Here is a 22,885-nt window from a genome sequence, read left to right as displayed (position 1 = left end):
CATAAATCTGTAACAATATGTGCTGTAATTCACATTAACGTGACGTATCTTTACTTAACATCGCGGCCACACTGGGAGCAGCGGGGTTGTTTGAACGAACTGCGGTGTTTACCTCTAAATAAAATACGGGCCACGGAGGCTACAATATGTTGAGTATTTTTAAACCAGCGCCGCATAAAGCGCGCTTGCCAGCGGCGGAGATTGATCCGACCTATCGCCGATTACGCTGGCAGATTTTCCTGGGGATATTCTTTGGCTATGCCGCGTATTATCTGGTGCGCAAGAACTTTGCCCTCGCGATGCCCTACCTGGTAGAACAGGGTTTTTCACGCGGCGATCTGGGCTTTGCGCTGTCCGGGATTTCCATCGCTTATGGTTTTTCGAAATTTATAATGGGTTCGGTGTCCGATCGCTCGAATCCGCGCGTTTTCCTGCCGGCAGGGTTGATTCTGGCCGCAGCAGTCATGTTGTTTATGGGCTTTGTACCGTGGGCGACATCCAGCATCGCCGTGATGTTTGTGCTGTTGTTCCTTTGCGGCTGGTTCCAGGGGATGGGGTGGCCGCCGTGCGGACGTACGATGGTTCACTGGTGGTCGCAGAAAGAGCGCGGCGGCATTGTGTCGGTCTGGAACTGTGCGCATAACGTCGGCGGCGGGATCCCGCCACTGCTGTTCCTGCTGGGGATGGCGTGGTTTAACGACTGGAAAGCGGCGCTCTATATGCCAGCCTTTGGCGCGATTGTGGTGGCGCTGTTCGCTTTCGCAATGATGCGCGATACGCCGCAATCCTGCGGTCTGCCGCCTATCGAAGAGTATAAAAACGACTATCCGGACGACTACAACGAAAAAGCGGAAGAAGAGCTGACTGCGAAGCAGATCTTCATGCAGTACGTACTGCCAAACAAACTGTTGTGGTACATCGCTATCGCCAACGTGTTTGTTTATCTGCTGCGCTACGGCATCCTCGACTGGTCGCCGACCTACCTGAAAGAAGTGAAGCATTTCGCACTGGATAAATCCTCCTGGGCCTACTTCCTGTATGAATACGCGGGTATTCCGGGCACGCTGCTGTGTGGCTGGATGTCGGATAAAGTCTTCCGTGGCAACCGCGGTGCGACCGGCGTGTTCTTTATGACCCTGGTGACTATCGCGACCATCGTTTACTGGATGAACCCGGCAGGAAACCCGAACGTTGATATGGCTTGTATGATTATCATCGGCTTCCTGATCTACGGCCCGGTAATGTTGATCGGTCTGCACGCGCTGGAACTGGCGCCGAAAAAAGCGGCGGGTACGGCGGCGGGCTTTACCGGTCTGTTTGGTTACCTGGGCGGTTCTGTCGCTGCAAGCGCCATTGTGGGTTATACCGTTGACTTCTTCGGTTGGGATGGCGGCTTTATGGTGATGATTGGCGGCAGCATTCTGGCGGTAATCCTGCTGGTGGTCGTGATGATTGGCGAAAAACGCCATCATGATGAGCTGCAGTTAAAACGCAACGGAGGCTAATAACATGAAAACCACACTGAAAAACCTTAGCGTGGCGTTAATGTTGGCAGGAATGACCATCGGAAGCGGCGCCGTGGCGGCTGAAAAAGTCGTTATCGCCCACCGTGGCGCCAGCGGTTATCTGCCGGAGCATACGCTACCGGCGAAAGCGATGGCGTATGCGCAAGGGGCAGATTATCTGGAACAGGATTTAGTGATGACAAAGGACGACCATCTGGTCGTCCTCCATGACCACTACCTTGACCGGGTGACTGACGTCGCTGACCGTTTTCCGGACCGGGCGCGTAAAGATGGGCGCTATTACGCTATCGATTTTACGCTGGATGAAATTAAATCCCTGAAGTTTACCGAAGGGTTTGATATTGAAAACGGCAAAAAAGTACAAACTTATCCGGGCCGTTTCCCGATGGGAAAATCTGATTTCCGCATTCATACCTTTGAAGAGGAAATTGAATTCGTTCAGGGATTAAATCACTCTACCGGTAAAAATATCGGTATTTATCCGGAAATTAAAGCGCCGTGGTTCCATCATCAGGAAGGGAAAGATATTGCCGCGAAAACGCTGGAAGTGCTGAAGAAGTATGGTTACACCGGCAAGCAGGACAATGTCTATTTGCAGTGTTTTGATGTCGCTGAGCTGAAACGTATTAAGAATGAACTGGAACCCAAAATGGGGATGGATCTCAATCTGGTTCAACTTATTGCGTATACCGACTGGAATGAAACACAGCAGAAACAGCCGGACGGTCGTTGGGTAAATTACAACTACGACTGGATGTTTAAGCCGGGCGCTATGAAGCAGGTGGCGGAATATGCGGACGGTATTGGTCCGGATTACCATATGCTGGTTGCGGAAGGCTCAACGAAAGGGAATATCAAGCTGACTGGAATGGTGCAAGACGCGCATCAGAATAAGATGGTAGTGCATCCTTACACTGTGCGTGCCGATCAATTGCCGGACTATGCCACAGACGTCAATCAGTTGTACGACATCCTGTATAACAAGGCGGGCGTCGACGGGCTGTTCACTGACTTCCCGGATAAGGCGGTCATGTTCCTGCAAAAAAATGACTAAAGGTTTGCCATAGTCGAAGTGACGCGCCGGATGAGGGCATAAACGCCTCATCCGGCCTGGCGCAACGTTTGCCAGCGTAAGTCTGGTAAACGCAATGCCATCAGGCGGGATTGTTTTATAGCAACCCCTCATCGGTCAGTGTTTCCATACATTTTTGTAATAAAAATAGCGGACTTCCTTCTACCGGCGGTTCTTTTGCTAACAGGGAAATTTGTCGATAAAAGGTGGGTTCCAGCGCCACGGAGCATAATTTTCCTGTCGTGGCTTTTAAGGTTAATTCTGGCAATAAGGCGATACCTAATCCCTGGCGAATAAAATTCAGCGCAGTATCGGGATGGTTAAATTCATATTTAAATATCGGCTCAATACCCTTTTCTTTAAACAACGCCATAATGCTTAATTCATAACGACCTTTACTGACAATAAGTGGTTCGTCCATCAGTTCTTCGACCGTTACTGTACTATTGGCCGCCAGGGGATGATTTTCAGGCACCACTACGGTGAATTTATCCCGGTAAATGGGGACGCAATACATACCGTTGACCGGAAAAGGAACGAAACCGGCATCAATACTTCCGTCCTGCAGCGAATCAATAATAGCCGTACTGTTCTCTTCATAGGGGATAATTTTTACATTTGGATGATGGCTTTCAAAATAGCGAATGACGCCGGGTAAAATGCAGGCGCAGGCGCTGGGAAAACAGCCAATCCGTAGCGTACGGGCCGGGTTCTTTTTTTCTTGTTCGGCAATCTCTTTTACCGCGTTGACGTCGCGCTGGATCGCGCGTAAGTGCCTGACGATGCGGCTACCGGCGGCGGTAAGCTCAATCTCTTTACGACGCTCACGAATTAATATATCAACGCCGAGCTCCTCCTCAAGCGCGGAGATGGCCTGGCTGACGGCGGATTGCGTCATGTATAGCCGTTTGCTGGCTTCGGTAAATCCGCCGTACTCCAGTACGGCAAGCAGGGCATGGATTTGGGTTAGCGTCATTAGTAAAACCTAATCAATATAATTAAAACGATTAATTTTTCTAATAGGGTGCACTTGTTTATACTGCGATTCTATCGAATACATCACATTTTGACGCACCTGATAGGTGTTCAGTTGAGCTGAGCGTTGCCTGCGTGCGCCATCTGAGCGGGTCGTTAAGAATGAAAGAAAAATTATGGACGAAGGATTTTTGGGCAATCACCATAGTCAGTTTTATTATCTTTTTTGTTTTTTATGTACTGCTAACTTTATTACCCATTTATATCGCTGACCGCCTGCATGCTTCTGCAGATAAGGCCGGGCTGTTAGTGACATGTTTCCTGGCCGCGGCAATTGTTATTCGGCCGTTTGCCGGGCAGTGGGTGGGAAAATATTCGAATAAAAAGATTCTGGTGCTCTCTTCTCTGGCTTTTTTGGTGATTACCGCGCTGTATCCGGTTTGCCATTCTATCGAGTCGCTGCTCTTTATCCGCGTACTTCATGGGATTACGTTTGGTGTTATTACCACGGTAAAAGGAACTATTTCAGCGCGGTTAATTCCGGCTTCCCGACGTGGAGAGGGCATCAGCTTTTTCTCTTTAGCGATGGGCCTTGCGATGGTCGTAGGACCGTGGATCGGTTTGAATATGGCCCGCTGGAACGCGTTCACTGCCGCATTCTGGCTTTGTTCCGCTGTAGCGGCGTTAGGGATTGTACTTTCCCTGATTGTGACGGTCCCTCCGGTAATTCGTCATGCCGATGGTTCGAAACCGAATCTGGGTTTTGCCGCGATGTTTGACCGCGCCGCCTTGCCTTTTGCGCTGGTCACCTTTTTTATGACTTTCTCCTATGCCGGCGTGTCGGCTTTCCTGGCGCTGTATGCGCGTGAGCTGGATTTAATGGCGGCGGCCAGTAATTTCCTGCTGTGCTACGCGATTTTCCTGATGATATGCCGTACCTTCACCGGGAATATTTGTGATAAAAAAGGGCCGAAATATGTTGTTTTCCCATGCCTGTTGGCTTTTACCATCGGTCTGGTGGCGCTGGGCTACACCAATGGCAGCATCATGATGATTATTTCCGGCGGTCTCATCGGTATCGGCTACGGTTCGGTCACGCCGGTTTTCCAGACGCAAATTATCAGCTCGGTTGAACCGCATAAAATCGGCGTGGCGAATTCACTGTTCTTTAACGCGATGGACGCCGGAATGGCGATTGGCGCCTTTATCATGGGAATGATGGTTGAGTCGGTTGGCTATCGTATGATTTATGTCGCTGGCGCGGTGCTGGTGGTACTCGCTGGCGCACTGTATGCCGTGCAGATGAAAAAACGTGGCGTGATGCCTTTGGTTTCCACCAGCGAGTTGCACTGAGTTACATCTCGATTTCGATATCGCCTTTTGCCCTGCAGCAGCAGGGCAAAATCTCTCCCGGCTGGATAAACGCTAAAGGTTCCGTAATCCAGTCAACCTGACCGGCAACCAGCCGGGTACGACAGGAGCCGCAATAACCTTCGCGGCACTGATACTCCACCTCAACGTTATGCGATTCCAGCGCGGCCAGCAGAGAAGGGTGTTCATCCTGGCACAGCAGCTGTGTGCCAGTGATACGCAGCGTGACGCGTCCCATCAGAGCTGGAAATTACTCAGATCGTCGGTATCGACTTCCGAATCGATTTGTCCGACCAGATAAGAACTAACTTCCACTTCCTGTGGCGCAACCTGAACGTTATCGGACACCAGCCAGGTATTGATCCACGGGATTGGGTTGGAGCGGGTCTGGAACGGCAGATCCAGCCCTACCGCCTGCATACGAATATTAGTAATATATTCAACGTATTGGCACAGGATATCTTTATTCAGGCCGATCATCGAACCGTCGCGGAACAGATAGTCCGCCCACTCTTTTTCCTGCTGCGCCGCCTGCACGAACAGGTCATAACATTCCTGTTTACACTCTTCGGCGATTTCCGCCATCTCCGGGTCGTCCACGCCGCTACGCAACAGGTTCAGCATATGTTGCGTGCCGGTCAGATGCAGAGCTTCGTCACGGGCGATCAGACGGATAATTTTGGCATTGCCTTCCATCAGTTCACGCTCGGCAAATGCGAAAGAGCAGGCGAAGCTGACGTAGAAGCGGATGGCTTCCAGCGCGTTCACGCTCATCAGGCACAGATACAGTTTTTTCTTCAGCTCACGCAGATTCACGACAACCGTTTTGCTATTAACGGTATGGGTGCCTTCACCGAGCAGGTGCCAGTAGCTGGTCATCTCAATAAGTTCGTCGTAGTAGGCGGAGATACCTTCGGCGCGCTTCTGAATTTGCTCATTGGTCACGATATCGTCAAACACGACCGCCGGATCGTTGACGATGTTACGAATAATGTGGGTGTAGGATCGTGAGTGAATCGTCTCAGAAAACGCCCAGGTCTCTACCCACGTCTCCAGCTCCGGGATGGAAATGAGCGGCAGCAGGGCGACGTTCGGGCTACGTCCCTGAATGGAATCCAGCAGCGTCTGGTATTTGAGGTTGCTGATGAAGATATGTTTTTCGTGCTCCGGCAACGCCTGATAATCGATACGATCGCGGGAGACGTCGACCTCTTCCGGACGCCAGAAGAAAGAGAGCTGTTTTTCGATCAGTTTTTCGAAGATGTCATATTTCTGCTGGTCATAGCGTGCAACGTTGACCGGCTGGCCAAAGAACATGGGTTCCTTGAGCTGATCGTTTTTCGTCTGTGAAAAAGTGGTGTATGCCATTGAAGTGAATCCTTTATGGGATGAGCGCCGGATGGCGGCGCAAGCGCCTTATCCGGCCTACAAACCGTACAATCGTAGGCCGGGTAAGCATAGCGCTACCCGGCACTATTCATCAGATCTTACAAGCGCCGCTTTCGCAGCCATCGTCCTGAATAGAAGGCGCCAAATCGTCCTGCGCATCTTCCGCGCCGTCGCGGGTATTTTGATAGTACAGAGTTTTCACGCCAAACTTATACGCGGTGAGCAAATCTTTCAGCAGTTGCTGCATCGGCACTTTTCCTGACGGGAAACGTGACGGATCGTAGTTGGTATTGGCGGAAATCGACTGATCGATAAACTTCTGCATGATACCCACCAGTTGCAGATAACCGTCGTTGTTCGGCATCTCCCACAACAGTTCGTAAGCGTCTTTCAGATGCTCATAATCCGGCACGACCTGACGCAAAATACCGTCTTTCGAGGCCTTGATGCTGACGTAGCCGCGCGGCGGCTCAATGCCGTTGGTGGCGTTGGAGATCTGGGACGACGTTTCCGACGGCATTAGCGCCGATAGCGTGGAGTTACGCAGACCGTGGGTTTTGATCGACTCACGCAGCTGTTGCCAGTCGTAGTGCAGCGGTTCGTTGACGATCGCATCCAGATCTTTTTTGTAGGTGTCGATCGGCAAAATGCCTTTTGCATAGGTGGTTTCGTTGAACCATGGGCAGGCGCCTTGCTCTTTCGCCAGTTCGTTGGACGCTTTAAGCAGATAGTACTGAATGGCTTCGAAGGTTTTATGCGTCAGATTATTGGCGCTGCCGTCGGAATAACGTTTACCGTTTTTCGCCAGCCAGTAGGCGAAGTTAATCACGCCAATGCCCAGCGTACGACGACCCATTGCGCCGCGTTTGGCAGCCGGAATCGGGTAATCCTGATAATCGAGCAGAGCATCCAAAGCGCGTACTGCCAGAATAGCCAGTTCTTCCAGCTCGTCCAGAGTTTTAATGGCGCCCAGGTTGAATGCAGACAGCGTACACAACGCAATTTCGCCGTTTTCATCGTTGACATCGTTCAGCGGTTTGGTTGGCAGGGCAATCTCCAGACACAGGTTAGACTGGCGTACCGGGGCGACAACCGGATCGAACGGACTGTGAGTATTGCAGTGGTCAACGTTCTGGATATAGATACGACCGGTAGAGGCGCGTTCCTGCATCATCAGCGAGAACAGTTCGACCGCTTTCACACGCTGTTTGCGGATGCTGTCGTCGTTTTCATATTTCACGTACAGGCGTTCGAATTCGTCCTGGTCGGCGAAGAACGCATCGTATAGCCCGGGTACATCGGACGGACTGAACAGCGTAATGTCGCCGCCCTTCAGCAGGCGGGTATACATCAGTTTGTTGATCTGTACGCCGTAGTCCATGTGACGTACGCGGTTGCCTTCCACGCCGCGGTTGTTTTTCAGTACCAGCAGGCTTTCCACTTCCAGGTGCCACATCGGATAGAACAGTGTCGCCGCGCCGCCGCGCACGCCGCCCTGCGAACAGGATTTCACCGCCGTCTGGAAGTGCTTGTAGAACGGAATACAGCCGGTGTGGAAGGCCTCGCCGCCGCGAATCGGGCTGCCCAGCGCACGAATGCGGCCAGCGTTGATGCCGATACCGGCGCGCTGAGAAACGTATTTCACGATAGCGCTGGAGGTGGCGTTGATGGAATCCAGACTGTCGCCACACTCGATCAGTACGCAGGAGCTGAACTGACGGGTTGGGGTACGCACACCGGACATGATGGGCGTCGGCAGCGAGATTTTGAATGTAGAGACCGCATCGTAAAAACGTTTTACATAGTCAAGACGCGTTTCACGCGGGTAGTTCGAGAACAGGCAGGCCGCTACCAGAATGTAGAGGAACTGTGCGCTTTCATAGATTTCGCCGGTCACGCGGTTTTGCACCAGATATTTCCCTTCCAGCTGCTTAACGGCAGCGTAGGAGAAGGTCATATCGCGATCGTGAACGATAAACGAATCCATCTGCTTGAACTCTTCTTCCGTGTAGTCTTCCAGCAGATGATTGTCGTATTTGCCAAGCTCAACCATTTTTACCACATGGTGGTAAAGTGCGGGCGGCTCAAACTGGCCGAAGGCTTTCTTACGCAGGTGGAAAATCGCCAGACGCGCAGCCAGGTATTGATAATCCGGCGCATCGCGAGAGATCAGGTCTGCGGCGGCCTTAATGATAGTTTCATGGATATCGGAGGTCTTAATCCCATCATAAAACTGAATATGCGAGCGTAGCTCGACCTGAGAAACCGATACGTTATTCAGTCCTTCTGCCGCCCAATCAAGCACGCGATGAATTTTGTCGAGATTGATGCGCTCAGTACGGCCGTCACGCTTTGTCACCAGCAGACTCTGATTCATGTGGTTTTCTACCTGTTTACCTGTCCGTGAAAGAAAAATATCCCCCCGCTTATCCACAACGCCACGTTGTGACTAACTCTGTGGATAAATACTATATATAGGGGGTAATCGATAAGTGAAACGCTATATGGTGAGTATTCTAGTAGGGATTCTTTTGAGTACAAGAGTTGATTTTGGCGTTAAATTGCGGTTGCAAAAGCGTAAGAATCGCTAAATGCGCGTCTGATAAGGCCTGGAGAGGATGTCAACAATTCATAAAAAAAAATCAAAATTTGATCGAATGCTGATTTCTTCATCGAAGAGAAAGGTTGCGCCCGATGATCTAACGCAACCCTTATAGGAAAATTCTTTGATGTCAGGCTTTTTTAGCGCGGGTATGCAACATGTAGTTAACGTCTACTCCGGGACCGAGTTTGAAAGTATTGGTTATCGGGTTGTAGTGCAGCCCGGTGATATGTTGCTCTTTCAGGACGGTTTCATCTACCCAGCTTAACAGTTCAGCCGGCTTAATGAATTTCTTCACGTCGTGCGTGCCTTTTGGCACCATGCGCAGAATATACTCAGCGCCGACGACCGCCATCAGCCAGGATTTCCCATTGCGGTTCAACGTTGAGAAGAACACCTCGCCGCCGGGTTTAACCAGTTGGGCGCAGGCGTGGACGACCGATTGCGGATCGGGAACGTGCTCCAGCATTTCCATACAGGTGACGACGTCGTATTGCTGGGCGTGTTTTGCCGCATGTTCCTCAACCGTCTCCTGCACGTACTCTACCTCAATGCCGCTTTCCAGCGCATGCAGTTTGGCGACCTGCAAAGGCTCAAAGCCCATATCCAGCCCGGTAACGGTAGCGCCTTCGCGCGCCATGCTCTCCGCCAGAATGCCGCCGCCGCAGCCGACGTCGAGTACCTTTTTACCAAACAGGCCGCCTGAGCGCTCAGTAATGTAGCCAAGACGTAGAGGGTTGATGCGATGCAATGGCTTGAATTCGCCCTCCAGATCCCACCAGCGCGACGCGACGGCTTCGAATTTGGCGATTTCATTATGGTCAACGTTGTGAGCTACCGACGGTTTTTCAGTGTTCATGAGTACATGAGATTCCGCTATTGATCTATCGGGGCAGTATAGCAGGTGCAAAGTCGCTGCGTTATATCTACTGCCGTCTTTATTACGCTTTCAGCGCAAGAAGTTTTCTTGCGCGTTCTGTAAAACCGCTACCGATGTGGTGCGTGATAAAATTACAGACGCCCTCGACGTTGTTGTTTTTTAACATATCCAAAATAGTGGCATGTCCACGGTTAGAGCTGGTGATATATTCAGCGGTAAAATCCAGTCTGTAGCGAATTGCCAATAAACGTGCAGAGATCAACAGGTGTGCTTGTGAAATGTATTTATTATCGGCATATTTCACAAAAACATAATGAAAATCATGATCCAGTTTGAGGTAAGCTTGCGTATCTCGCTCTGCATTAATTTTTGCTGACTTCGATAAAATATTGCTTAATTCGACTATGACATTGTTAGCATTTTTCTCCATCGCTTCACGAATTGCGCCCTGTTCAAGGATAACCCTCATTTTGATGAGATCATTGATATCCTCGTCGGTGACAGAAAAAACAAATGTCCCACTGCGGGGAATGATGTTGACCAGGTTTTCATTATAGCTCAGCCAAATAAAAGCTTCACGAATTGGTGTTTTACTTACCATCAGAATATTTGATAGTTCATTTTCACTGATCGCTTGCCCAAGATCGAAATCGCCATGGATAATCATCTCCCTTATTTTCTCTTTAATCACCTGGGTGATGGATTTGGGTATTTCAATTGATATGTGACTAAAGTCACGCTTTAATCTATTTTTCATTTTCTTCTCCTCCATGGTTAAACCCGGCTCCATTGTAATTAATTTATTCAAAATTAACGGATCTAATATATCAGATATAAGAAAATTTACATACTTTATTGTTGTTATTGTATATTTCATTAAGTTTGCTTGCTGATATATCAGATATGACACATTAGCTTTTGAATTGTATTGTTTTTTACGTAACATCGATTCCGGTCAATACCCTTATTCATTGAATCATAAAAGGTGATGCAAAATGAGTAGTCCACAAGAAAATTTATACGATGCAATTCGTATTGTAAAAAGGAAAATCATTCCTTTGGCCTTTATTCTTTACTTTTTTAACTATATGGATCGTGTCAATATTGGGTTTGCTGCATTACGCATGAATGAATCTCTCGGTATTACGCCTGAGGATTTCGCTAATATTTCTTCTATATTCTTCATATCATATTTAATCTTTCAAATTCCGAGTAGCATTGGCTTGCAAAAGCTTGGCGCAAGAAAATGGATTAGTTCCATTATTATCGGCTGGGGAGCGGTAACAGGGCTGATTTTTTTTGCTAAAGATACTCAACATATTTTGCTGGCTCGCATTTTTTTGGGGGTATTTGAAGCTGGCTTTTTCCCGGGCATGGTTTATTATCTTGCATGCTGGTTCCCGGCTCGTGAACGCGGAAAAGTCAATAGTTTCTTCATGTTATCTATTGCTGTTGCATCGGTATTGGCTGCACCGATGTCTGGTTGGATCATCGAGCATTTGAATACCCCGGATTATGAAGGCTGGCGCTGGCTTTTTGCTATTGAAGGTATCCCTACCGTATTCCTTGGCATCCTGACATTTTATTTACTGCCTGACAGTCCAGAAAAGGCTAAATGGCTTACGCCACAGCAGATATCGGCCTTAGTTAATAAATTACGCACTGACAATGAAACCGCAGCGGCATTAAATAAAAATACCAACTCATCCTTTCTTTCCGTAATCAAAAATCCAGTTTTGCTTCAGCTTTCTTTCGCCTACATGTTGATTCAGGCGGCTGCTCTGGCGGCAAACTACTGGTTACCGGGGTTGGTGAAGGGATTTTCAGCTGATTTTACGGATACTGACGTTGGCTTAATCATGAGTATTCCGTTTATTTTCGCTATGTTCAGCATGCCCTGGTGGGGCTGGCATTCCGATAAAAAGAATGAACGAAAATGGCATGCTGCATTACCCATGTTTCTGGCAGGCTGTGGTTTTCTGATGATTGCTCTTGTCCCCTCAATGTCGTTGAGAATGCTGGGGCTAACGTTCTATGGTGTTGGGATCCTCAGCTATTACGGACCTTACTGGGCGCTGCCTTCTGCATTATTGTCGCCGTCAGGGTTGGCTATCAGCATTGCGTTTATTAACTCATGTTCAAGTCTTGGCGGATTCCTGATTAATAAATCACTGGGATTCGTTTCTACTCATTATGGTGCGACAGGAATATTTATTGTAGAGGCAATACTTTGCTTCGCTGCGGTAGCCGTTCTGGCGTTAATGAAAATTGATGTGAAAAAAGAAAAAAGCCAACAAACAAATGTTGTATCACGAACCTGATAAATGGAGAAATTATGAAAATTACGTCTATTGAAGTTTTTGACTGTGAATTAAAAAAAAGAGATCAAACGATGTCATCCTATAATCCAGTACTTATTCGGGTGAATACCGACTCAGGATTAAGTGGTATTGGCGAAGTAGGACTGGCCTATGGCGCAGGCGCTAAAGCTGGCGTAGGGATCATCAGAGATCTGGCGCCATTGATTGTGGGTGAAGATCCATTAAATATCGAAAAAATTTGGGAGTTCTTTTTCAGAAAGACTTTTTGGGGAATGGGAGGCGGGAACGTTTTTTATGCCGGAATGAGCGCTATTGATATTGCTCTTTGGGATATCAAAGGTAAATATTTAGGTGTACCTGTTTATCAGCTCCTTGGCGGGAAAACTAATGAAAAATTAAGAACCTATGCTAGTCAGTTACAATTTGGTTGGGGGGATAAACGCCAGATATTAGTGACACCTGATGAATATGCTGAGGCGGCGCGTGCGGCTCTTGACGATGGATATGATGCGATTAAAGTGGATCCACTCGAAATCGATCGTAATGGTGATGACTGTGTTTTTCAGAATAAAAATCGTAACTATTCAGGATTGTTACTGGCCGATCAATTAAAAATGGGGGAAGCGCGAATTGCCGCTATGCGTGAAGCAATGGGGGATGATGCTGATATTATCGTGGAAATCCATTCTCTTCTCGGTACAAACTCAGCTATTCAATTTGCGAAGGCGATAGAAAAGTATCGTATCTTTCTTTATGAAGAACCGATTCATCCATTAAATTCTGATAATATGCAGAAAGTTTCCCGTTCAACAACGATTCCAATCGCCACTGGCGAGCGTTCCTACACAAGATGGGGATACAGGGAATTACTGGAGAAGCAGTCTATTGCCGTAGCGCAACCTGATTTGTGTCTCTGCGGCGGAATTACCGAAGGAAAGAAAATCTGTGACTATGCTAATATTTATGACACCACTGTACAGGTGCATGTTTGCGGCGGTCCTGTTTCCACGGTAGCCGCGCTGCATATGGAAACAGCAATTCCCAACTTTATTATTCATGAGCATCATACCAATGCGATGAAAGCATCTATTCGGGAACTTTGTACCCACGATTATCAACCGGAAAATGGCTATTATGTCGCGCCGGAACAGCCCGGATTGGGTCAGGAATTAAACGATGAGGTAGTGAAAGAATACCTGGCCTATGTGATTAAATAGCATCTGGTGATACTGATTATGGTTTATGCCTCCCGGCATATCCCCTAAATAATTCGAGTTGCAGGATAAAATGGTTAACCGTCTTGAACAGCGCTTGCGCTAACCCCGACGGGGCGAGGCCCAGGGATGGGCCGAGTAACTTGCCGCCAACGCACATGAAACTTGAAGTATGACGGGTATACGCGGGAGGTATTGATTTTCTAACCTCTTCCTGGCCAGACCCCGATCTCCCCTGTGTCGCCTCTGAAACCGATCGCCGATAAACGCCGAGACCACGCTTATAAATGAAGAGAGCATGCGGCACCCGAATAAAGCATTGTCTGGCTGCATTCCGTTTACCAGTACGTGGGCGAATGTGTTATAATTTGCGACCTTTGAATCCGGGATACAGTAGAGGGATAGCGGTTAGATGAGCGACCTTGCGAGAGAAATTACACCGGTCAACATTGAGGAAGAGCTGAAGAGCTCCTATCTGGATTATGCGATGTCGGTCATTGTTGGCCGTGCGCTGCCGGATGTCCGAGATGGCCTGAAGCCGGTACACCGTCGCGTACTTTACGCCATGAACGTATTGGGCAATGACTGGAACAAAGCCTATAAAAAATCTGCCCGTGTCGTTGGTGACGTAATCGGTAAATACCATCCCCACGGCGATTCCGCAGTGTATGACACCATCGTTCGTATGGCGCAGCCATTCTCGCTGCGTTACATGCTGGTGGATGGTCAGGGTAACTTCGGTTCTATTGACGGCGACTCCGCGGCGGCAATGCGTTATACGGAGATCCGTCTGGCGAAAATCGCCCACGAACTGATGGCCGATCTCGAAAAAGAGACGGTGGATTTCGTGGATAACTATGACGGTACGGAAAAAATTCCGGACGTCATGCCGACCAAAATTCCGAATCTGCTGGTGAACGGTTCTTCCGGTATCGCAGTAGGTATGGCGACGAATATCCCGCCGCACAACCTGACGGAAGTGATTAACGGCTGCCTGGCGTATATCGACAACGAAGACATCAGCATTGAAGGGCTGATGGAACATATTCCGGGTCCGGACTTCCCGACCGCCGCGATCATCAACGGTCGTCGTGGTATCGAAGAAGCCTACCGTACCGGTCGTGGCAAAGTGTACATCCGCGCCCGCGCGGAAGTTGAAGCTGACGCGAAAACGGGCCGTGAAACCATCATCGTCCATGAAATTCCCTATCAGGTGAACAAAGCGCGCCTGATCGAGAAAATCGCCGAGCTGGTGAAAGATAAACGCGTGGAAGGCATCAGCGCGCTGCGTGACGAATCCGACAAAGACGGGATGCGCATCGTGATTGAAGTGAAACGCGATGCGGTGGGCGAGGTGGTGCTTAATAATCTCTACTCCCAGACCCAGCTACAGGTTTCCTTCGGTATTAACATGGTGGCGCTGCATCACGGCCAGCCGAAGATCATGAACCTGAAAGACATCATTTCAGCGTTCGTGCGCCACCGCCGTGAAGTGGTGACGCGTCGTACTATTTTTGAACTGCGTAAAGCCCGTGACCGCGCGCATATCCTTGAAGCTCTGGCGATTGCGCTGGCCAACATCGACCCGATTATCGAACTGATTCGCCGCGCGCCAACGCCGGCAGAAGCAAAAGCGGCGCTGATTTCGCGTCCGTGGGATCTGGGCAACGTTGCTGCGATGCTGGAGCGCGCTGGTGATGACGCTGCGCGTCCGGAATGGCTGGAGCCAGAATTTGGCGTGCGTGACGGTCAGTATTACCTGACTGAGCAGCAGGCGCAGGCGATTCTGGATCTGCGTTTGCAGAAACTGACCGGCCTGGAGCATGAAAAACTGCTCGACGAATACAAAGAGTTGCTGGAGCAGATTGCTGAATTGCTGCACATTCTGGGCAGCGCCGATCGCCTGATGGAAGTGATCCGCGAAGAGATGGAGTTAATTCGCGATCAGTTCGGCGATGAGCGTCGTACCGAAATCACCGCCAACAGCGCCGATATTAATATCGAAGATCTGATTAGCCAGGAAGATGTTGTCGTGACGCTGTCTCACCAGGGTTACGTCAAGTATCAACCGCTGACGGATTACGAAGCGCAACGTCGTGGTGGGAAAGGTAAATCTGCCGCGCGTATTAAAGAAGAAGACTTTATCGACCGCCTGCTGGTGGCTAACACCCATGACACCATCCTCTGCTTCTCCAGCCGGGGCCGTCTGTACTGGATGAAGGTCTATCAGCTGCCGGAAGCCAGCCGCGGCGCGCGCGGTCGTCCGATCGTCAACCTGCTGCCGCTGGAAGCCAACGAACGTATCACCGCGATTCTGCCGGTTCGTGAGTACGAAGAAGGCGTCAACGTCTTTATGGCGACCGCCAGCGGTACCGTGAAGAAAACGGCGCTGACCGAATTCAGCCGTCCGCGTTCCGCCGGTATTATCGCGGTGAACCTCAACGACGGCGACGAGCTGATTGGCGTTGACCTGACTTCTGGTTCTGACGAAGTCATGCTGTTCTCGGCCGCGGGTAAAGTGGTGCGCTTCAAAGAAGACGCCGTCCGTGCGATGGGGCGTACCGCGACCGGTGTGCGCGGTATTAAGCTGGCGGGAGACGATAAAGTAGTCTCTCTGATCATCCCACGCGGCGAAGGCGCTATTCTGACCGTAACGCAAAACGGCTACGGGAAGCGTACCGCAGCGGACGAGTACCCGACCAAGTCTCGTGCGACGCAGGGCGTTATCTCTATCAAAGTGACCGAGCGCAACGGTTCCGTTGTCGGTGCGGTACAGGTAGACGATTGCGACCAGATCATGATGATCACGGATGCCGGTACTCTGGTGCGTACCCGAGTGTCTGAGATCAGCGTAGTGGGACGTAATACCCAGGGCGTTATCCTTATCCGCACGGCGGAAGATGAAAACGTGGTGGGTCTGCAACGCGTTGCTGAACCGGTAGATGACGAAGAACTCGACGCTATCGACGGCAGCGTGGCGGAAGGGGATGAGGATATCGCCCCGGAAGCGGAAAGCGATGACGACGTTGCGGATGACGCTGACGAGTAATGTTATTGCTGTGCGAGGGCCGGATATCCGGCCCTTTTTCTTTGCCGTTGCGGGCTACGTCATTTACCGCTACCTTAGTCACACTCTATTTACATCCTGAGGCGGAGCTTCGCCCCTTTGAAATACCTTGCTTCCTTTCGAACTACGCTGAAAGTCTCGCGCTACTTATTCAGAGCGTTAGCGTTACTCATTTGGCTCTTAATCGCCTTTGTTTCGGTGTTTTACATCGTCAATGCCCTGCACCAGCGGGAGTCTGAAATTCGTCAGGAGTTCAACCTTAGCTCCGATCAGGCGCAGCGTTTTATCCAGCGCACGTCGGATGTGATGAAAGAGCTCAAATATATCGCCGAGAACCGTTTAACGGCGGAAAACGGCGTCATGTCGTCGCGTGCGCGTGATGACAAAATGGTGGTGCCGGACTTTGAACCGCTATTCGCCGACTCAGACTGTGCGGCGATGGGCTCCGCCTGGCGCGGATCGCTGGAGTCGCTGGCCTGGTTTATGCGTTACTGGCGCGACAACTTTTCAGCGGCGTATGATCTTAACCGCGTTTTCCTGATTGGCAGCGATAACCTCTGTATGGCGAATTTCGGCCTGCGTGAAATGCCCGTGGAGCGCGATGATGCGTTAAAAGCGTTACATGAGCGGATTATGAAATACCGCAACGCGCCGCAGGAAGAAAGTGGGAATAACCTTTTCTGGATAAGCCAGGGCGCGCGTCAGGGCGTGGGCTACTTTTATGCGCTGACGCCGGTGTATCTGGCCAACCGTCTGCAGGCGCTGCTGGGCGTCGAGCAGTCCATCCGTATGGAAAATTTTTTCACGCCCGGCAGTTTGCCGATGGGCGTCACTATTATTGATGAGAACGGCCATTCGCTGATTTCGTTGACCGGTCCTGACGGCAATATTAAAGCGGAGCCGCGCTGGATGCAGGAGCGCTCCTGGTTTGGTTATACGCCAGGTTTTCGCGAACTGGTACTCAAAAAAAGCCTGCCGCCATCCTCGCTCAGTATTGTCTATTCTGTGCCTGTAGATTTAGTCCTGGAGCGTATTCGTATTCTTATCCTGAATGCTATCCTGCTAAACGTGCTGGTGGGCGCAGGGCTGTTTACGCTTGCGCGGATGTATGAGCGGCGAATTTTCATTCCGGCGGAGAGCGATGCCCAGCGTCTGGAAGAACATGAACAGTTCAACCGTAAAATCGTTGCCTCCGCGCCGGTGGGGATCTGTATTCTGCGCACTATTGATGGTGTCAATATTCTGAGTAACGAACTGGCGCACACCTACCTGAACATGCTCACGCATGAAGACAGACAGCGCCTGACGCAAATTATTTGCGGCCAGCAGGTCAACTTTGTTGATGTATTGACCAGCAATAATACCAATTTGCAAATTAGCTTCGTCCATTCCCGCTATCGTAATGAAAACGTCGCGATTTGCGTGTTGGTAGATGTGAGTACGCGCGTCAAAATGGAAGAGTCGCTGCAAGAGATGGCGCAGGCGGCGGAGCAGGCAAGCCAGTCTAAATCCATGTTCCTTGCAACGGTCAGCCATGAATTGCGTACACCGCTGTACGGTATCATCGGCAATCTCGATCTGCTGCAAACCAAAGAGCTGCCAAAAGGCGTGGATCGTCTGGTCACGGCGATGAATAATTCCTCCAGTCTGTTGCTGAAAATTATCAGCGACATTCTCGACTTCTCGAAAATTGAGTCGGAACAGCTAAAGATTGAGCCGCGCGAATTTTCACCGCGAGAGGTGATGAACCATATCACCGCCAATTATCTGCCGCTGGTGGTGCGTAAGCAGCTCGGCCTGTATTGTTTTATTGAGCCTGACGTGCCGGTATCGCTGAACGGCGACCCGATGCGTTTACAGCAGGTCATTTCAAACCTGTTGAGCAACGCCATTAAGTTTACCGATATTGGCTGCATCGTGCTGCATGTGCGCTGTGATGGGGATTATCTCAGCATTCGCGTGCGGGATACCGGCGTTGGTATTCCGGCAAAAGAGGTGGTTCGCCTGTTCGATCCCTTCTTCCAGGTGGGAACCGGCGTACAGCGTAACTTTCAGGGGACCGGTCTGGGGCTGGCGATTTGCGAAAAATTGATCAGCATGATGGACGGCGATATTTCCGTCGATTCGGAGCCGGGCATGGGAAGCCAGTTTACGCTGCGCATCCCGCTTTATGGCGCGCAATACCCTGTGAAAAAGAGCGTGGAAGGACTCGCCGGAACCTGCTGTTGGCTGGCGGTGCGCAATACTTCTTTGTGCCAGTTTATTGAGACCAGTCTGGCGCGTAGCGGCGTTCATACGCAGCGTTATGAAGGGCAAGAACCCGCCGCAGACGATATTTTGATTGTCGATGACGCGCTGGAGCATACCTGGCAGGGGAGGGCGGCGGTCGTCTTTTGCCGCCGTCATATCGGGATTCCGTTGGAAAGAGCGCCTGGCGAGTGGGTGCATAGTGTGGCGTCGGTGCATGAGTTGCCCGCACTGTTGGCGCGTATTTATAGTATTGAGCTGGATAGTGAAGCGCTTTCCAGCGCATTGCCGACGACGGATAAAACCGCAGATTCAAATGACGACATGATGATTCTGGTCGTTGACGATCATCCTATCAATCGCCGTCTGCTGGCCGATCAATTGGGATCGCTGGGGTATCAGTGTAAGACAGCCAATGATGGCGTGGACGCTCTGAATGTGCTGAGTAAAAATGCTATCGATATTGTTCTGAGCGATGTGAACATGCCGAACATGGACGGCTATCGCCTGACGCAGCGTATCCGTCAGCTTGGGCTGACGCTGCCGGTCGTCGGCGTGACGGCGAACGCGCTGGCGGAAGAGAAACAACGTTGCCTGGAGTCCGGTATGGACAGCTGTTTGTCGAAACCTGTGACGCTGGATGTGTTGAAACAGACGCTGGCGGTGTATGCCGAGCGGGTACGTAAAACGCGGGCATAAAAAATGCCGGATGGCGGCGTCGCCTGTCCGGCCTGTAAAAGATGAGTCGACTGGTAGGCCTGATAAGCGTAGCGCCATCAGGCTGGGTAACATAAAAGCGATTTATTCTTTGTCTGTCGGACTCAGGGTGACGGAAGAGAGATAGTTGAGCAGCGCGATATCATTCTCTACGCCCAGTTTCATCATCGCCGATTTCTTCTGGCTGCTGATGGTCTTAATGCTGCGGTTGAGCTTCTTGGCGATTTCGGTGACCAGGAAGCCCTCGGCGAACAGGCGTAATACTTCGCTCTCTTTTGGCGACAGGCGCTTATCGCCGTAACCGCCTGCGCTGATTTTCTCCAGCAGGCGAGAAACGCTTTCTGGGGTGAATTTTTTGCCTTTTTGCAGCGCGGCCAGCGCCTTAGGCAGATCGGTTGGCGCACCCTGTTTGAGTACGATCCCTTCAATATCAAGATCCAACACGGCGCTCAGGATCGCCGGATTGTTGTTCATGGTCAGAACGATAATAGACAGGCTCGGAAAATGACGCTTGATGTACTTGATCAAGGTGATCCCATCGCCGTATTTATCTCCCGGCATGGAGAGGTCAGTGATCAACACATGCGCATCTAATTTCGGCAGGTTGTTGATCAATGCTGTGGAATCTTCAAATTCGCCGACAACATTCACCCACTCGATTTGTTCAAGTGATTTGCGAATACCGAACAGTACAATCGGGTGGTCATCGGCAATAATTACGTTCATATTGTTCATGTATTGGGCTACCTTGCTACAGCAAGCTTTTGACGTAGGCGTCAATGTCGCTGATATATTTTTCTATACCTGGAGCATCTTTCTCACGAATCAGATGTTCCAGCGTTTCACATAACTGCTTGCCGGGTACCAGATTAAGCATGGCAAACACCCCTTTCAGGCGGTGGGCCGTTTGGGCCAGCGCAGCGAAATCGCTGGTTGCCGCCTCAGTATACAACCTCTTAACATCATCCGGTACTGTGTCTACAAATAGCGCATAATAGCCGCTGGCATGAAGCTCGGCATTTTCATCTCCGCCGAGCGGGGAGGCGGGAATCTCTTCCTGCGCCAGCTGCTCTTCGATAAGTTGTAGTACAGCTTCCTGCATAGCATTGCTCATATTAAAGTTGACGCGCAACTGACCCGGGCCAATTTTCCGCACGCCTGACTCATCATCGCTTAAAAGCAAGCCCGAGGCAGTAAGATTAGACGGATTATCCGTTAAAAAGAGATCATATTCTTGACTTATCTGCCTTTCATCCGGCGTGATGCAGGTGGCGCCCCAGTTTTCTAACTGACGCAGTACAATCGCGCGAACCTCGTTGGACGTCACATCGACCATCACGCTCACGTCGTCCAGCAGGCGCTCTTCGACCTGAGTATGCTGATCGTGAGGAAGCATTTTGACATGAACGGTATAGCGCGTGCCCAGCGTTTCTCGCGCTTTAATGTTGAGATGACCGCCCAGTTTGCGCGCCAGTTGATTGCACAGCCAGAAGGTGAGCGGATTCGCTTTGCCGTAACGATCGCCCTGCGTTTCATTCATATACGGGAAATGCAGATTATCAATCTCGTTTAACGTTACACCTTCGCCCGTATCCAGAATACGGAAAGTCAGACGCTCCGCGATAGATTCATCCTGCTCGACTTCAAGCGTAATTTTACCCATAGCGGTCGTTGTGACGGCATACTGAATCAACAGCAGCAAAATTCGGCGCAGGGCGTCGCGATCGCCCCAGCGTTCATCGTTGCCGCTAAGATGGTTATTAATCAGCAGTTGCAGCCCTTTACGCTTAATGGCGGGCAGCACTTCCGGCACGACTTCGTCAATAAGATCCTGCAGGGAGAACAGCGTTGCTTCGCTTTTCCATGCGTCACTTTCCAGCATATTCGCCAGTTGGATTTCATCGATCATACGTACTAATACATCCGCCTGATCCGCCAGTTTCAGGCTTTCCGGCGTGGTGACTGCTGCGGCGTTAACCGCCAGTTGGCGTACGGGCTCTTTAAGCGTGTTGCTGATATTTTGCATAAAGGCGGCGCGGCCCTGCTGATTCTTCTCATACAAACGCTGCGCCTGTTTAAGCTTCTTATTCACCAGCACTTCCCGGTCCTGATCGCGAATAATAAAGATCTGCGTGCGGGGAGCGATCTGGCTGCGAAACAGACGGATCTCATACAGTTCGTTGTTAATTGTCGCCTGAATCACGCCCTGATGCTGTTCCGCCATGCTGGTAATATTTTGCAGGTTAAGATGCGGCAACAGATGATCGGCGATTTTATTGCTGATCACGGTGCGGTTTCCTTCCTGATCGTAGACCAGCAGACCCAGCGGCAGCAGAGAAACGATCTCTTCATTAATGGCGCGTAAGACGCGAAGCTCGTTATTCGCCGCGTTGCCGGATGTCGATTCCGTCGTCCGTCCCGGCTGATGACGGAACGTGGCGTAGCCAAATAACGCCAACGCCAGCAGCCCGATGTTCAGCAGTAAAGGCAGCAAAATATTTTGCAGCGTATCAAGCAAAAGCGTACCGAACGGTACCTGCCAGATCAGGCGCATTCCGGTAGAGTTAAGCGCTGAGGAGATCTCAATTTTTGAACCGTTAAAGCTAATCGTGACGCTATCAGGCGCTTCCTTTTCACTGCTTCGCCCCGTCGCCTGGGTTGCGTCAGGCTCTATCCGAAAACTGTCCAGCGGCATTCCCGGCGGGATTAAATCATTAATGGGCAGATCAAACGCCACCACGGTTGCCAGATGTCCTGGCTGATTGAAGGTCGTGCGCAGCGTAAAATAGTGACCGTTTTGCCAGGCCAGTTTTCGCAATGAGGAGAAACTTTCGCGCTCATCCAGCGCATTCGCCTGCTGCAACATCTCTGCCCGGCGGGAATCGACGATATTGCCAATAGTGGACTCTTTAAAGCCGGAAGAGAGATCTTTCAACGGTAGGGTAGAGATAAGAATCAGGCTGTTATCCTGTCCGTTGAGGTAATACATGGACCACGGCACGTTTTCCGCGCCCCACAGCGTATCCAGATAAGTTGACATACGCTGCGTCATTTCCAGCGTGGCGCTGTCATGGGAACCGAAAATCAGCGCTTCAGTTTTACGTCGCGGCTTTTCAAGATAATACACATCCTGCTTCAGACGCGTTTCCTGAAGTCCTTCACCTGTCGATGGCGTAGTGGTCGCGGCGATGTTGTCATAAATTTGCCAGGTAACATACCGCCAGGTATCCACGCGTTTATGAATAGCGTGGGTGATATCGACAATTTGATAGCTTTTGTCTTTCAACCAGGCGTTGACGGCGCTCTGTACCATAACGCCCATCGTTACCAGCAGCACAATGATCAGCAATAAGAAGAAACGGGTAATGCTTCCCGGTAGAAGGGAGAATCGGGTAGAGACCGTTGTGTCAGACTGACTCATTTATGTTTACGACCTGTAAAAGCAACGCTGAAGGTGAAGGGCAGTATAAAGGGTAATGAATGAATTTCCAGACTCTTACGTCA

General features: G+C 50.4%; 15 protein-coding genes. 7 read left to right on the top strand and 8 right to left on the bottom strand.

All coding sequences use genetic code 11. The annotated features are described in order from the left end of the window. Window positions 1-146: 146 nt before the first annotated feature. The gene (glpT, locus tag ACLJQJ_RS16425) at window positions 147-1,505 is read left to right on the top strand and encodes a glycerol-3-phosphate transporter (protein WP_000948739.1); all 1,359 of its coding nucleotides are present in this window, start codon (window positions 147-149) and stop codon (window positions 1,503-1,505) included. A gap of 4 nt (window positions 1,506-1,509) precedes the next feature. Beyond that, entirely contained in the window at window positions 1,510-2,580 is a 1,071-nt protein-coding gene (glpQ, locus tag ACLJQJ_RS16420) for a glycerophosphodiester phosphodiesterase (protein ID WP_000858952.1), read from the top strand. A gap of 115 nt (window positions 2,581-2,695) precedes the next feature. On the opposite strand, the gene ACLJQJ_RS16415 is transcribed toward glpQ, so the two are convergent. After that, complete coding sequence (locus ACLJQJ_RS16415; protein ID WP_000176719.1) at window positions 2,696-3,574, bottom strand: LysR family transcriptional regulator; 879 nt, start codon at window positions 3,572-3,574, stop codon at window positions 2,696-2,698. A 161-nt stretch (window positions 3,575-3,735) separates the two neighbouring features. Between ACLJQJ_RS16415 and ACLJQJ_RS16410 the strand changes: the two genes are divergently transcribed. Further along, window positions 3,736-4,926: an MFS transporter gene (locus ACLJQJ_RS16410; protein ID WP_000660247.1), complete on the top strand. Its 1,191-nt coding sequence runs from the start codon at window positions 3,736-3,738 to the stop codon at window positions 4,924-4,926. A gap of 1 nt (window position 4,927) precedes the next feature. Here ACLJQJ_RS16410 and yfaE read toward each other — a convergent pair whose 3' ends face one another. From yfaE to ACLJQJ_RS16385, 5 genes are all read right to left on the bottom strand, one after another. Next, window positions 4,928-5,182: a ferredoxin-like diferric-tyrosyl radical cofactor maintenance protein YfaE gene (gene yfaE / locus ACLJQJ_RS16405; protein ID WP_000533921.1), complete on the bottom strand. Its 255-nt coding sequence runs from the start codon at window positions 5,180-5,182 to the stop codon at window positions 4,928-4,930. Beyond that, a complete protein-coding gene (nrdB, locus tag ACLJQJ_RS16400) occupies window positions 5,182-6,312 on the bottom strand; it encodes a class Ia ribonucleoside-diphosphate reductase subunit beta (RefSeq protein ID WP_000332030.1) in 1,131 nt (376 codons plus the stop codon). Before nrdB ends, yfaE begins: the two co-directional genes overlap by 1 nt. 112 nt (window positions 6,313-6,424) lie before the next feature. Further along, entirely contained in the window at window positions 6,425-8,710 is a 2,286-nt protein-coding gene (gene nrdA / locus ACLJQJ_RS16395) for a class 1a ribonucleoside-diphosphate reductase subunit alpha (protein ID WP_001076495.1), read from the bottom strand. Between the two features lie 355 nt (window positions 8,711-9,065). Then, window positions 9,066-9,794 (bottom strand): bifunctional 2-polyprenyl-6-hydroxyphenol methylase/3-demethylubiquinol 3-O-methyltransferase UbiG, encoded by a 729-nt coding sequence (gene ubiG, locus ACLJQJ_RS16390; protein WP_001091009.1) that lies wholly within the window; start codon window positions 9,792-9,794, stop codon window positions 9,066-9,068. A gap of 82 nt (window positions 9,795-9,876) precedes the next feature. Further along, window positions 9,877-10,761 carry a GntR family transcriptional regulator gene (locus ACLJQJ_RS16385; protein ID WP_000944714.1) on the bottom strand — a complete coding sequence of 295 codons (885 nt, stop codon included), beginning with the start codon at window positions 10,759-10,761 and terminating at the stop codon, window positions 9,877-9,879. A gap of 49 nt (window positions 10,762-10,810) precedes the next feature. Between ACLJQJ_RS16385 and ACLJQJ_RS16380 the strand changes: the two genes are divergently transcribed. The 4 genes from ACLJQJ_RS16380 (at window position 10,811) to rcsC (ending at window position 19,363) form a co-directional block, all read left to right on the top strand. Then, window positions 10,811-12,136 carry an MFS transporter gene (locus tag ACLJQJ_RS16380; protein WP_000098078.1) on the top strand — a complete coding sequence of 442 codons (1,326 nt, stop codon included), beginning with the start codon at window positions 10,811-10,813 and terminating at the stop codon, window positions 12,134-12,136. A 14-nt stretch (window positions 12,137-12,150) separates the two neighbouring features. After that, entirely contained in the window at window positions 12,151-13,353 is a 1,203-nt protein-coding gene (locus ACLJQJ_RS16375) for a mandelate racemase/muconate lactonizing enzyme family protein (RefSeq protein ID WP_000705581.1), read from the top strand. Window positions 13,354-13,762: 409 nt separating this feature from the next. Continuing rightward, window positions 13,763-16,399, top strand: coding sequence for a DNA topoisomerase (ATP-hydrolyzing) subunit A (gene gyrA, locus ACLJQJ_RS16370; protein ID WP_001281271.1), 2,637 nt, complete (start codon window positions 13,763-13,765; stop codon window positions 16,397-16,399). Between the two features lie 117 nt (window positions 16,400-16,516). Continuing rightward, window positions 16,517-19,363, top strand: a complete 2,847-nt coding sequence (rcsC, locus tag ACLJQJ_RS16365) for a two-component system sensor histidine kinase RcsC (RefSeq protein ID WP_000876084.1) — start codon at window positions 16,517-16,519, stop codon at window positions 19,361-19,363. Window positions 19,364-19,465: 102 nt separating this feature from the next. Here the strand turns inward: rcsC and rcsB are convergent, their stop codons facing one another. Beyond that, window positions 19,466-20,116: a response regulator transcription factor RcsB gene (gene rcsB / locus ACLJQJ_RS16360; RefSeq protein WP_001061919.1), complete on the bottom strand. Its 651-nt coding sequence runs from the start codon at window positions 20,114-20,116 to the stop codon at window positions 19,466-19,468. 16 nt (window positions 20,117-20,132) lie between these two features. Beyond that, window positions 20,133-22,802, bottom strand: coding sequence for a phosphotransferase RcsD (rcsD, locus tag ACLJQJ_RS16355; RefSeq protein ID WP_063808726.1), 2,670 nt, complete (start codon window positions 22,800-22,802; stop codon window positions 20,133-20,135). Window positions 22,803-22,885: the final 83 nt, after the last annotated feature.

The organism is Salmonella sp. SAL04202 (assembly GCF_046550775.1).
Lineage (GTDB): Bacteria > Pseudomonadota > Gammaproteobacteria > Enterobacterales > Enterobacteriaceae > Salmonella > Salmonella enterica.
This window is presented reverse-complemented; position numbering and strand designations above follow the sequence as displayed.